Here is a 12,801-nt window from a genome sequence, read left to right on the forward strand (position 1 = left end):
GGAGTCCGTCATTGAGCAGTACCGCTACAGCCGAAGAATACAAACTTGTGGAAACCCGCCTGCAGGAAAAACTGGCCGACGGCACGACCCGTTGCAATCTCTGTTTGTGGCAGTGTCGTCTCAAACACGGCCAGCGCGGTTTTTGCCAGGCCCATGTCAATCGCCACGGTACGTTGTATAACCTCTCCTACGGCATCATCTCGGCCATGGATATCGGCCCCATCGAGGACAAGCCGGTCAAACATTTCCGGCCGGGCACCCGGGTGATGTCGGTGGGCAGCTATGGCTGCAACTTTCGCTGCGGTGGCTGCCATAATCTGGAGATCTCCTGGGGCACCGACGCGCTGGATGCGCTGGCCCGGGGCGAGTCCACGGCGGTGCATGCCACCGCCGAGCAGCTGGTGGAGGCCGCGTTGCGTCATGGTGTCGAGGGGATCGCCTTTACCTATTCGGAACCGGCGGTGTGGCTGGAGTATGTGCTGGATGTCTCGCAACGGGCCCGCGAGGCGGGGTTGTACACCGTCTATGTCAGCAACAGCTTTGTCACCGACGAGGCGCTGGAGCTGATGGCGCCGTGGGTGGATGTGCTGTGTTCCGACATCAAGAGCCTGGATAACGAGTTCTATAAAAAGATTTGTCCGCGCGCCACCGTGCAACAGGTTCTGGATTCGGTGGAACGGGCCCATCAACTGGGCATTCATGTGGAGACCCGCACCAATGTCATCCCCGGCTATAACGATGATCCGGCGATGCACAAACAGATCGCCGAATGGATTCACGATCATCTTGGCGCCGACAGTCCCTGGCATATCACCAAGTTTTTCCCGGCGTTCAAGTTAGGCGACGTGCCGCCCACACCCTCGGAAAGTTTGTGGCAGGCTCATGATCAGGCACGGCAAGCCGGACTTACGCAGGTCTATGTGTACGATGACAAGGGTTGCGATTGCGCCGAAGAAAACCTGCCGGTCGACGCCTATCTGGACGCGGATCCCGACAAGCTGCACGAGGTGAAAAAATGTGCCTCGGACTGTTGCGGCGATGAAGGCGTATTGCTGAAAAAATACGAGCGTCAGCTGCAATCAGGATGAGCAGCTGACCTCGATCTGATCCGCCCAGTCGGGCGGTTCAGCCGCGTAAAGGGCCATGTGCGGATGCTCGGCAAAGGGATCGCGCAACAGCTCAAGTAGTTTGTCGACTTCACTGAAATCATTTTGCCGCGCTCTTTCGATGGCAATCTGGGCCATGTAGTTGCGCAAGATGTATTTGGGGTTAACACTGCGCATTGCCTCGCGACGCGAGGCATCGTCACTTTTTTCCTGCTGCAGCTGTTTTCGATAGCGCTGTGCCCAGCTATCGAAGGCCTCGCGCTCGACAAACATATCCCGCAGTATTGCGTTAGAGGCTTGCGGGTGGCTGTCAAAATCACACAGGGCCCGGAACAGCCGGGTGTGGTCGTTGTTCTCCCGCAGTCCCAGTTTGGCATGCATTTGTGCCAGATAGTGGTCAACAAACAGGGATTCATACTGTTCCAGCGCGACCTGCGCTTCCTCGACACTCATCAACGGCACCAACGCCTGGGCCAGCTGGTTCAGGTTCCACAAGCCGATCCCCGGTTGCTGATCAAAGGCGTAACGGCCGTGGAAGTCCGAGTGGTTGCAAATGTAGCCGGGCTGATAGCGATCCCATAAAGCCGAAGGGACCATAGTCCAGGGTCAGGCCGAGGATGGACATGTTGTCGGTGTTGAGGACGCCGTGGGCAAAGCCGACCGCCTGCCACTGGGCAATCAGGCGGGCGGTGCGCTGTACGACCTCTTCGAGCAATGCGACATAGGGCTGCGTATGTGTTGCCAGGGCCGGGTAGTGATGTTCGATCACATAATCGGCCAGTTGTTTTACGGCATCATGCTGCTGGCGACGGTAAAAGACTTCAAAGGAGCCGAAGCGCACATGGGAAGGCGCGATGCGCGCCAGAATCGCGCCGGTTTCGATCTGTTCGCGATAGACTTCGGCATCACTGCCGACGATGGCCAGCGCCCGGGTGGTGGGAATGCCCAGTCCGTGCATGGCTTCGGAACATAAATACTCGCGAATGGTCGAACGCAGCACGGCACGCCCGTCACCGCCGCGTGAGTAAGGCGTCAGGCCGCTGCCCTTGAGCTGGATGTCGTATTTTTCATCTTGCCCGTTGCGCACCTCACCGAGCAGGATCGCGCGCCCGTCGCCCAGTTTAGGTGTATAGTAGTTGGTGTGATCGCAACAGGATGGTGATGAAAATCAACTTGCTGAAACTGCTGAGTCGGCTGAGCTTTTTATCGGAGAAGCGTCGCCTGCAATGGTATCCGCCTTTCTGGCTGATGCGGGTGAAGGTCCTGGAGTTGAGTGATGACTGGCGTCGGCTGCGACTGCTGTTACCCCTGAACATGATTTCGCGTAATATGGGCGGCTCGATGTTCGGGGGTTATCAGGCCGCGTTGTCGGATCCGATTGCTGCGCTGGCCTGTGCCAAACGCTTTCCCGATACCGCCGTCTGGACCCGTGTACATGAGATTGATTTTCAGCAGGTTGGCAACAGCGATCTTGAATTACGTTTTGAGTTTTCCCCCGAGCTGGAGGCGCATATCCGCGATGAGCTGGTGCGGCGGGGGCGCAGCACGCCCACCTTTGAGTATGCCTTTTATCGGGCTGACGGGGTTCGCTGCAGTGCAGTCAAAAGTACCGTGGCCATTCGTCCCCGCGGTTATCTTCGCAACAAGTCATGACTGGACCGTGATCGGATCAACAACGCTATGAGCAATACGATTCATCCAGGTGCCATCGTTTCGAGCGAGGCCAGGCTGGGGCAAGGGAATGAGATCGGGCCCTTTGTGGTGATTCACGACGATGTGGTGCTGGGGGATAACAATGTCCTGCACAGCGGGGTGGTGTTGCATGGGGGTACCCGGCTGGGTAATGATAACCGGCTGCACGAGCATGCCGTGATCGGCGGGTTACCCCAGGATCTGGGTTTTGACCCGGCCACGGCCAGCTACGTGGAAATCGGCGACGACAATGTGCTGCGCGAGGCGGTGATTATTCATCGTGCCAGCCAGGCCGGGGCGGTTACCCGGGTGGGAGACCACAATTATCTGATGAACGGGGCCCATCTCGGTCATGACTGTGTACTGGGTAATAATGTGATCATCGCCCCCTACGCCGCCCTGGGCGGTTTTGTCAGCGTGGCCGACCGGGCCTTTATCTCCGGCGGGGTGATGGTTCACCAGTTCGTGCGGATCGGCCGGCTGGCGATGATCGGCGGCAACAGCAAGATCACCCAGGACGCGCTGCCTTACATGATTACCGACGGCATGCCGGGCCGGGTGCGCGGACTGAACGTGGTCGGGCTCAAGCGGGCCGGCTTCAAGGCCGAGGATCTGCGCAGTCTGAAACAGGCCTACCAACTTCTGTTTCGCAGCGGGACAGGGCTGGACGAGGCGGTGGCGCAATTACAGGATCTGTCACCCGCGCCGGCCGCTGAACTGGCCGGCTTTATTGCCGACTCGCAGCGTGGGTTTCATCGGGTCAGGGAGTGAGCCGGGCAAATACGCGGGACAATGGCTTTATTTTCCGCGCAATCAACAGTTAAAATAGCTTAACGAAGTTTTTGTATCCCGGGTTCGGGCCAGGCGCGTGTCGCGTGTAACCGATTGAAAAGTGGAAATATTAGTCTTATGGATTCAGCCAGCGCTGCAACAGCCGAAAAGAAGGGCAGTTACACTTATGACGAACTGATTCAGTGCGGTCATGGGGAACTGTTCGGCCCGGGTAACGCCCAGCTGCCGTTACCACCGATGTTAATGTTCGATCGCATCACCCGCATCAGTGACAGCGGGGGCCAGTTCGACAAGGGCGAGATCATCGCCGAACTGGATATCCAGCCCGATTTGTGGTTCTTTAAATGCCATTTTGAAGGGGATCCGGTGATGCCGGGTTGTCTGGGGCTGGATGCCATGTGGCAGCTGGTCGGGTTTTTCCTCGGCTGGATGGGGGGCCCGGGCCACGGTCGTGCGCTGGGCGCCGGGGATGTCAAGTTCACGGGACAGGTTACCCCGGATTGCACGCTGGTGACTTACCGGGTGAATCTCAAGCGATTGATTATGCGCAAGCTATACATGGGCATCGCCGATGCCAGTCTGGAAGTCGACGGCCGTGAAATTTATACTGCCGAGGACCTGCGGGTCGGGCTTTTTACCTCCACTGATCAACTTTAAGCTGTTTATCTGAACATGCCATTACGACGCGTTGCTATTACCGGTCTCGGGATTGTCTCCAGTATCGGCAATAACCGGCAGGAGGTTACCGACTCCCTGCGTCAGGGCCGCTCCGGTATCCGTTTCAATTCCGAATATGCCGAACTCGGATTCCGCTCGCAGATTGACGGGCCGATCGATATGAATCTCGACGAGATGATCGATCGCAAGCTCAAGCGCTTCATGGGTGATGGCGCGGCATTCAACTATCTGGCGATGGAACAGGCCATCGCCGATGCCGGCCTGGAAGAGAAGGAGATTTCCAATCCGCGCAGCGGCCTGATCGTCGGTTCCGGCGGACCTTCTACCAAGAATATTGTACAGGCCGCCGATATACTGCGGGAAAAAGGGGTACGCAAGGTCGGCCCCTATATGGTGCCGCGGACCATGTCCAGCACCAACTCCGCCTGTCTGGCCACGCCGTTCAAGATCAAGGGTGTCAACTATTCCATCAGCTCCGCCTGCTCCACCTCGGCCCATTGCATCGGTAATGGTTACGAGCTGATCCAGATGGGCAAGCAGGACATCGTATTCGCCGGCGGCGGCGAGGAAGTGCACTGGACGCTGTCCGTGCTGTTCGATGCCATGGGCGCGCTCTCGTCCAAATATAATGATGCGCCCGAGACCGCCTCGCGCACCTATGATGTCGATCGTGACGGTTTTGTCATCTCCGGTGGCGGCGGGGTGCTGGTGCTCGAAGAGCTCGAGCACGCCAAAGCCCGCGGCGCGACCATCTACGCCGAGCTGGTCGGCTACGGGGCCACCTCCGACGGCTTCGATATGGTGCAGCCCTCCGGCGAAGGGGCGGTGCGCTGCATGCAGCAGGCATTGCAGGAAGTCAAAACACCGGTGGATTATATCAACGCCCACGGCACCAGCACCCCGGTGGGCGATATCCGCGAACTGGAAGCCGTCAAGGAGGTGTTCGGTGACAACATGCCGGCCATCGCCTCGACCAAATCCCTGACCGGTCACGCCCTGGGCGCCGCCGGGGTCAACGAGGCGATCTATTCGCTGTTGATGATGCAGGAAAACTTCCTCGCCGCCTCGGCCAATATCCAGGAACTGGATCCCGGCGCCGAAGGCTATCCCATCGTTCGCGAACGCCAGGACGACGCCAGTATCAACTGCGTCATGTCCAACAGCTTCGGCTTCGGCGGCACCAACGCCACGCTGGTCTTTCAGCGCTATTCCGACAACTAAATAACTGTTCCTGACAGGTGCGCACTGGCGTAGATCAGGTTGCGCACCGCGCTACCTGACATTTTAGCTTCGTTCCTGCCTGTCTTCGTGGTAAAAATTAACCGGTGTAATTGTCGCACGGAGGCAGTCACGTAGGCTTCGCCAACGTGACCTACAAAGCTGAATACGGTCTATTCCTGAATATCTGTTCCTGAAGCTATTGAATAATCATCGAAGTCGGTGAGTTCAGTGTCTTCGGTGTTTCGGTGGTTTAAATTCACCGGCCTTTGACGACGGTTGGAAACCGGAATTATCGCCATGCCACTTAAAAAACTTCCCAAACCCGTCCGCTTTCTGCTCTGGTTACTGGTGTTTGCACTGGTCTATTTTGGTGCCCAGCAGTATCAAAAACGGAACCTGGTCAGCGGCAGGGCGCCGGATTACAGCGCGCCCCTGTTGCGGGGGGCTTATTTCGATTCGCGGGATCTGGCCGGCAAGCCGTATGTCTTGCACTTCTGGGCCAGCTGGTGTCCGGTTTGTCGTTTTGAGCAGGACACTATCCAGGCCCTGAGCCGGGATCACCGGGTGGTCAGCGTTGCCATGCAATCCGGGGGCCGGGATAAAGTGCGGGATTACCTGCAGGAACAGGGACTGAATTTCATGACCCTGCTGGATGAGGAAGGTCGGCTGGCGAGCCGCTTTGGCGTACGCGGCGTGCCCACCACGTTATTGATCAACAGTGATGGCGAGATCGCCTTTCGTGAAGTGGGTTACATCACCGAATGGGGATTACGTCTGCGTATGTGGCTGGTTGATTGAGTTGCGTCGTTGAGGTAATGGCGCTGTTCTACTTTTCCAGTTTTTCCTTGAGTGCCTGAACCGCCTGGGCCATGTCATCGCTGGATTGCTGACTGATGTAGTTCAACAGGGGCAAAACCTGCTGTATCAGGCTACCCAGATGGGGTTTGAGCAGATCCTCCTTGCCTTCCCCGATCAGCTTGAGCGCCTGTTTGAGATCCAGATGTGCCGCGCCGCTGACCTTGCGCAGGGATTTGATCACCGTCTGGTTACCACCGGCCTCGATAGCCTTGTTGAGATACTTCTCCGTGTCCGCGATCAGGGTTTTGATATCCGATTCTTCGGTCAGGTGCGGCTCGAACAGGCCGATGCTGACGGTCGCATGCAGTTGCTGCCCGCCGGTATCAAAGCTCAGCGCATTGATCTCCTTGCGAATACGCTCCGCCAGTTGGGTGGCATCCTCGATGCTGGTGTCGCGCAGCAGCATGGCGAACTTGGCCAGGCCGATCCGGGCCAGCATGTCCTCCTTGCGCACCAGCGGCGTCAGTGTCGCGCCGATTTTCTGCAGTATCTGATCGACCAGCGCCTTGCCATTGTTGATAAACAGGGAATTGAAATCATCAATGTCCATGCGCAGCAGGGTGAACTGGCCGCCATGACGCTTGAAGTAGGCCAGGCACTCGTCCGCGGCGCGGCAAAAATAGGTTTGACCGCCCAGTCCGGTGACCTGATCGACCGCGGCCTGTTGCTCCAGCTTGTCGGAGGTTTCGGTGAGCTTGCGCGTGGTCTGTTTGAAATTGACATGCGCTTTGGCGCGAGCCTGCAACTGTACCGAATCAAACGGTTTGGTAATAAAGTCCGAGGCTCCCTTGTCCAGGGCCAGCTGCTTGGTCTGGTCATCATCTTCCTTGCCGGTGATAATAATGACCGGCAGTTCCTGCAGGCGGGGATCGTCGGAAGAACGCATGCGCTCCAGCAGGCCAAAACCGTCCAGGTAGGGCATCGACAGGTCGGTAAAGACCACCTGAATGTCGGGATCGTTGGTCAGATAGGTCCAGGCATCCTCACCGTGTTCGGCTTCGATCACGTGATAGGCGGTACCCAGGACCTTGGTCATGGCCCTGCGCATCACGCGGGAATCATCAACGGCGAGTATACGGGGGGTGTTATTCTCGTCAGCCATGCAGTGGTATCGTTGTTGGAATTATCATGCCGGTCCTGCTTTGCCAAGCAAGCATATCCGGATACTCTGTCGTGGGTAAAGGGCAATTCGTCCGCCTTGTGGCGCCATGCCGGTTCACTCTGGTTGTCGGCAGGCCTGGTAAAACCTTGATGCCGGTTGTCCCTGGAAGATGAAAACGAATTCGGTTGTTTTGCCAAACAGGAGCGCGCCATGGCTGTGACTTACCACTATCCCGCTCTTTGGGGACTGATGCTGATCCTCGCTACGCAGAGTCTGCCGGCCGACGAACTGGAACAGCGCCGGCGTGAGGCAGCGCATCCTGCCACCGGCGTGGCGCGTTTGCAGGAACTGGCCCGCGATGCCGATTGGGAGGTGCGCCAGCGCGTCAGCCGCAATCGCCGCACGCCCACCGATCTGCTACACCGGTTGGCCGGGGATGCCCACCCGCAGGTCCGTATCGGCGTGGCGACCCATCTTGATACCGAGGAGCGGACGTTTTTGAAACTGGCCCGCGATCCGGACCCTTCGGTGCGCAGCGTGGTGGCGCGGTTTGAGTATGTGCCGGCTTCGGCGCTGGCGATCCTGGCCGGGGATGCCGAGGGCGAGATCCGCTACGAGGTGGCCCGCAACTGGAATACCTCGCCGGCGACCCTTCGCCAGCTGCGGGACGATCCGCTGCCCGAGGTGAGTCAGATGGCGCAACTGAGCCTGGCCAGGCGCCGTGAAGAGGCGGGTGAATAGGGGAAACTGTATTTTGAGGTTTTGGCCGGGTGTGGATGGAGCGGGCTGATCCAATCTGGTGCGTGGCGGTATGCCGGTGCACGCAAACAGGGCGTTTTGTTCCGGCTGTAGGTCCTGCAGTGCTCTCAAGTTACTGTTAAATCGGGCAGCGCTGAAGTGGTGCGCATCTTGCTACATCCTGAACCAACTTTGCGCAGATTCAGGATAACAAGATGGAACATTTTCAGACCGCCACTGACGTGTTGTTCATATTGCTGGGTGCGATCATGGTGCTGGCCATGCATTCGGGCTTCGCCTTTCTCGAGGTCGGCACGGTGCGCAAGAAAAACCAGGTCAACGCGCTGGTCAAGATCATTACCGATTTCGCCGCCTCGACCATCGCCTATTTTTTCATCGGCTACGCGGTGGCCTACGGTAGCGGCTTTTTTCAGGCGGCCCCGGCACTGACTGCCGCCAGCGGCTATGAGCTGGTCAAGTTCTTCTTTTTGCTCACCTTCGCAGCGGCGATTCCGGCCATCATTTCCGGTGGCATCGCCGAGCGGGCCCGCTTCTATCCGCAGCTGGCGGCGACCTTCATCATCGTGGCGCTGATCTATCCCCTGTTCGAAGGCATGGCCTGGAACGGCAACTTCGGCCTGCAGGCCTGGCTGGCATCCACCTTCGGCGCCGGCTTCCATGATTTTGCCGGTTCGGTGGTGGTGCACGCGGTCGGCGGCTGGCTCGCGCTGGGCGCGGTGCTGATGCTCGGCAGTCGCCACGGCCGCTACGGCAAGGATGGCCGGGCTACCGCCGCCCATCCGCCCTCCAGCATCCCGTTTCTGGCGCTGGGCGCCTGGATACTCACCGTCGGCTGGTTCGGCTTCAACGTGATGTCGGCGCAGAAGGCGGGGGATATCAGCGGCCTGGTGGCGGCCAACTCGCTGATGGCGATGGTCGGCGGCATTCTTGTGGCACTGATCGTGGGCAAGAACGATCCCGGCTTCGTACACAACGGCCCGCTGGCCGGGCTGGTCGCGGTCTGTGCTGGTTCCGACATCATGCACCCACTTGGTGCGCTGGTCACCGGCGGGGTCGCCGGGGGATTATTCGTCTGGGCGTTCACGCAGGCGCAGAATCGCTGGAAGATCGACGATGTCCTCGGGGTCTGGCCGTTGCACGGACTTTGTGGTGTCTGGGGCGCGCTGGCGGCCGGGATCTTCGGTCTGGAGGCGCTCGGCGGCATGGGCGGAGTGAGTTTTCTCTCCCAGCTGGTCGGGACCCTGATCGGGGTCAGTATCGCTCTGCTGGGCGGCTTACTGGTCTATGGCGTACTCAAGGCGACGATCGGGATCCGTCTCACTCAGGAACAGGAGTATCGCGGTGCCGATCTGAGTATCCACAAGATTGCCTCGGAGTCGGTGATCGACTGAGGTTTCGGATCAGCGCGATCGGTTGCCGGGCGGTGCGTCGGCGGCCTGGATCCGTTCGGCGGCTTCTTTGGCCGCGTCGGCATAGGGCACCAGCACCAGATCGATGCCGTCGCGTTCGAACAGTTTCGCGTCGTGGCGGTGGGCGCTGGAGAGGGCAATCCGGCCGCTGTAGCCCTGCTGGCTCAGGCCGCTGAGCAGCATGCTGTTGATACCGCGATCGCGAATGGTGCTGATGACCCAGCGCACCTGATTCAGGGGCAGGGTAGCAATAAACTCGGGATCTTCGGCATCCCCGTAACGGGCCGCATAGCCCTCGCGGGTGTGCAGACGCACCACCTCGGGGTCAAAATCCACCGCCAGTATCCGATAGCCGCGGTTGCGCAGGTTGTCGGCCACCGCCGCGCCGAAACGCCCCAGTCCGAACAACAGAATATCGGCGTTTTCCGCCTCGCCGTCCGGCTGTCCCGCTTCCCGGTAGGGTATCTTGCGTTCAAAAAGTCCCAGGTAAGGGGCGAGCCGTTCATACAGCGGGTGCGAGTAGAGGATCATATAGGTGGAAAGACTGATGGTGATGAGCCCGACCAGGGTGATCAGGCCAACGGTCTCCTGCTGCAGGTGGCCCAGGCTCAGGCCCAGGGCCGCGAGGATAAGTGAGAACTCACTGATCTGGGCGACCGCCAGGCCGGCCAGAAAACCGGTGCGCTTGCGATAGCCCATGTAGCCCATGATGGCCATAACGATCAGCGGGTTACCGAACAGCACGAAGACCGAGAAGAGGCTTGCCGCGCCCAGTTGTGCCCCGAGCGTGCCCAGTTCCAGGCCGGCGCCCAGCTCGATGAAGAAGAACAGCAACAGAAAATCGCGCAGGCTGACCAGGCGCGCCGCCACCAGTTCCCGGTAGGGGGTCGAGGCGATGGAGATCCCGGCCAGAAAGGCCCCCACTTCTTTGCTGAAGCCCAGCGCATCGCCGGCCGCCGCGCCCAGTATCGCCAGGGCGATGGCAAACAGCATCAGCAGTTCCGCCGAATGGGCCAGGCGGTGTAGCAACGGCGGCAGCACGTAGCGCATCAGCACTGCCACCGTGACCAGCATCAGTGCGCCCTTGAGCAGAATGAACAGGCCCTCCTGGACCATGTTGAGGTCGGTGCTGCTCTGGCCGAAGGCGGTCAGGCCGATCATCACCAGCACCACCACGATATCCTGGACGATCAAAAAGCCGACCGCGATGCGCCCGTGCAGGGAATCCACCTCGCGTTTGTCCGACAGCAGCTTGACGATGATGATGGTACTGGAGAAGGTCAGTGCCACGGCCACATACAGGGCGGTGATATGCTCCATGCCCAGCGCCAGGCCGATGAGATAACCGATCACCGAGGTGAAGATCACCTGTCCCAGGCCGGAGGCCAGCGCAACCGGGCCGACCGAGCGAATAATGTGCAGATCGAGTTTGAGACCGACCACGAACAGCAGCAGGGCGATACCGAGGCGGGCAAACAGATCGATCTCGTCGCTGTCGCTTACCCAGCCCGCCGCGGACGGGCCGAGCAGGATGCCCACCGCGATAAAGGCGACGATCAGCGGCTGGCGCAGCCACTGGGCCAGGGCCCCGGCTGCGGCGGCGACCCCGATAATGACTCCGAACTGGACAAAGACATTCTCGAACATGCTTAACCCCGATGTGTGTGTTCCCTGTCACGGCAGACGCGGCTGGATGGCGGTGCTGCGCGTTGTGGCATTGTACGCGAAACCGTTGATATCGGGGTCGGCTGCGGAGGAATACATGACTGGAAACCCGCAGGTGAAAATGCTACCTTTGCGCTCCCGAATTGTGACTGGTTAAAAAATGGGCAAGCTGCACATACGCACCTTTGGGTGCCAGATGAACGAGTACGACACGGCCAAGATGGCCGACGTGCTGCGGGCCTCGCACGGCCTGGAATTGACCGACCAGGTCGACGAGGCCGACGTGCTGCTGCTCAACACCTGCTCGGTGCGCGAGAAGGCGCAGGAGAAGGTCTTCTCCCATCTGGGCATGTGGCGCGAGCTCAAACTGGCCCGCCCGGAGCTGGTGATCGGCGTCGGCGGCTGTGTCGCCAGCCAGGAAGGGGAGGCCATTTTGAAGCGCGCGCCCTACGTGGATCTGGTCTTCGGCCCGCAGACCCTGCACCGCCTGCCGCAGATGCTGGACGATGCGCGCGCACGCAAGCGCTCGGTGGTGGATATCTCCTTCCCCGAGATCGAAAAGTTCGACCACATGCCCGAGCCGCGCACCGACGGCCCCGGCGCCTTTGTCTCCATCATGGAAGGCTGCAGCAAGTACTGCAGTTTCTGCGTGGTGCCCTATACCCGGGGCGAGGAGTTCAGCCGGCCATTCGATGATGTGATTGCCGAAGTGGCGGAGCTGGCCGAGCGCGGCGTGCGCGAGGTGACCCTGCTGGGGCAGAACGTCAACGCCTATCGGGGTGTCATGGATGATGGCGATATCGCCGATCTGGGCCTGCTGATCCAGTATGTGGCCGCCATCGACGGCATCGATCGCATTCGCTATACCACCTCCCATCCGCTGGAGATGAACGAGAGCCTGTTCCAGGCCTATGCCGAGGTGCCGGAGCTGGTCAGCCACCTGCACCTGCCGGTGCAAAGCGGCTCGGATCGGGTGCTGGCGCTGATGAAACGCAAGCACACGGCCATGGAATACAAGGCCACCATCCGTCGCCTGCGCGAGGTGCGCCCGGATATCAGCCTTTCCTCGGATTTTATCGTCGGCTTTCCCGGCGAGAGCGATGCGGATTTTGAGGCGACCCTGGATCTGATCGCCGAGATCGGGTTCGATCACTCGTTCAGTTTTGTCTACAGTGCCCGGCCGGGTACACCGGCCTCATCGTTGCCCGATGATGTGCCGCTGGCGGTCAAAAAACAGCGCCTGGCGATTTTGCAGGATCGTATCAATCAGCAGGCGGCACAAATCAGCCGTGACATGGTGGGCACCGTGCAGCAGATCCTGGTCAGCGGCCCCTCCCGGAAAGATCCGGACCAACTCAGTGGCCGCACGGCCAATAATCGTGTGGTAAACTTCAGGGGTAGCCCCGAATTAGTCGGTGAGTTTGTCGACGTGAACATTACCGAAGCTCTGCCCAATTCCCTGCGCGGCGAACTGCTCAGCCAGTCCGTCCGCTGTGCCTGATTGCCTATTCCCCGGATA

The 12,801-nt window shown here is 59.7% G+C and carries 11 protein-coding genes and 1 pseudogene; 9 read left to right on the top strand and 3 right to left on the bottom strand.

The features are described from left to right. Positions 1 to 11 precede the first annotated feature (11 nt). Positions 12 to 1,088 (top strand): AmmeMemoRadiSam system radical SAM enzyme, encoded by a 1,077-nt coding sequence (gene amrS, locus U5J94_RS07465; RefSeq protein ID WP_322565014.1) that lies wholly within the window; start codon positions 12 to 14, stop codon positions 1,086 to 1,088. On the opposite strand, the pseudogene U5J94_RS15280 reads toward amrS, so the two are convergent. Further along, positions 1,080 to 2,238 (bottom strand): annotated as a pseudogene (locus U5J94_RS15280) (protein adenylyltransferase SelO); the annotation flags it as partial. The gene amrS and the pseudogene U5J94_RS15280 sit on opposite strands and share 9 nt — an antisense overlap. A gap of 29 nt (positions 2,239 to 2,267) precedes the next feature. On the opposite strand from U5J94_RS15280, the gene U5J94_RS07480 reads away from it, so the two are divergent. The 5 genes from U5J94_RS07480 to U5J94_RS07500 all read left to right on the top strand — a co-directional run bounded on the left by U5J94_RS07480 (position 2,268) and on the right by U5J94_RS07500 (position 6,287). Continuing rightward, entirely contained in the window at positions 2,268 to 2,759 is a 492-nt protein-coding gene (locus U5J94_RS07480; RefSeq protein ID WP_322565017.1) for a PaaI family thioesterase, read from the top strand. Positions 2,760 to 2,786: 27 nt separating this feature from the next. Then, positions 2,787 to 3,569, top strand: a complete 783-nt coding sequence (lpxA, locus tag U5J94_RS07485; protein WP_322565018.1) for an acyl-ACP--UDP-N-acetylglucosamine O-acyltransferase — start codon at positions 2,787 to 2,789, stop codon at positions 3,567 to 3,569. A 138-nt stretch (positions 3,570 to 3,707) separates the two neighbouring features. Then, entirely contained in the window at positions 3,708 to 4,247 is a 540-nt protein-coding gene (fabA, locus tag U5J94_RS07490; protein ID WP_322565019.1) for a 3-hydroxyacyl-[acyl-carrier-protein] dehydratase FabA, read from the top strand. Positions 4,248 to 4,262: 15 nt separating this feature from the next. Further along, positions 4,263 to 5,489, top strand: coding sequence for a beta-ketoacyl-ACP synthase I (gene fabB / locus U5J94_RS07495; protein WP_322565020.1), 1,227 nt, complete (start codon positions 4,263 to 4,265; stop codon positions 5,487 to 5,489). 297 nt (positions 5,490 to 5,786) lie between these two features. Continuing rightward, positions 5,787 to 6,287, top strand: a complete 501-nt coding sequence (locus U5J94_RS07500) for a protein disulfide oxidoreductase (protein WP_322565021.1) — start codon at positions 5,787 to 5,789, stop codon at positions 6,285 to 6,287. Between the two features lie 28 nt (positions 6,288 to 6,315). Here U5J94_RS07500 and U5J94_RS07505 read toward each other — a convergent pair whose 3' ends face one another. Continuing rightward, complete coding sequence (locus U5J94_RS07505; protein ID WP_322565022.1) at positions 6,316 to 7,449, bottom strand: diguanylate cyclase domain-containing protein; 1,134 nt, start codon at positions 7,447 to 7,449, stop codon at positions 6,316 to 6,318. 210 nt (positions 7,450 to 7,659) lie between these two features. On the opposite strand from U5J94_RS07505, the gene U5J94_RS07510 reads away from it, so the two are divergent. Continuing rightward, entirely contained in the window at positions 7,660 to 8,190 is a 531-nt protein-coding gene (locus U5J94_RS07510) for a hypothetical protein (RefSeq protein WP_322565023.1), read from the top strand. A gap of 212 nt (positions 8,191 to 8,402) precedes the next feature. Beyond that, complete coding sequence (locus U5J94_RS07515; RefSeq protein ID WP_322565024.1) at positions 8,403 to 9,599, top strand: ammonium transporter; 1,197 nt, start codon at positions 8,403 to 8,405, stop codon at positions 9,597 to 9,599. Between the two features lie 9 nt (positions 9,600 to 9,608). Here U5J94_RS07515 and U5J94_RS07520 read toward each other — a convergent pair whose 3' ends face one another. Continuing rightward, positions 9,609 to 11,264 carry a cation:proton antiporter family protein gene (locus U5J94_RS07520; RefSeq protein ID WP_322565025.1) on the bottom strand — a complete coding sequence of 552 codons (1,656 nt, stop codon included), beginning with the start codon at positions 11,262 to 11,264 and terminating at the stop codon, positions 9,609 to 9,611. A 178-nt stretch (positions 11,265 to 11,442) separates the two neighbouring features. Here U5J94_RS07520 and miaB point away from each other — a divergent pair, with 178 nt between their 5' ends. After that, entirely contained in the window at positions 11,443 to 12,783 is a 1,341-nt protein-coding gene (gene miaB, locus U5J94_RS07525) for a tRNA (N6-isopentenyl adenosine(37)-C2)-methylthiotransferase MiaB (RefSeq protein ID WP_322565026.1), read from the top strand. Positions 12,784 to 12,801: the final 18 nt, after the last annotated feature.

Origin of the sequence: Thiohalophilus sp. (genome assembly GCF_034522235.1) — a bacterium.
GTDB lineage: Bacteria > Pseudomonadota > Gammaproteobacteria > UBA6429 > Thiohalophilaceae > Thiohalophilus.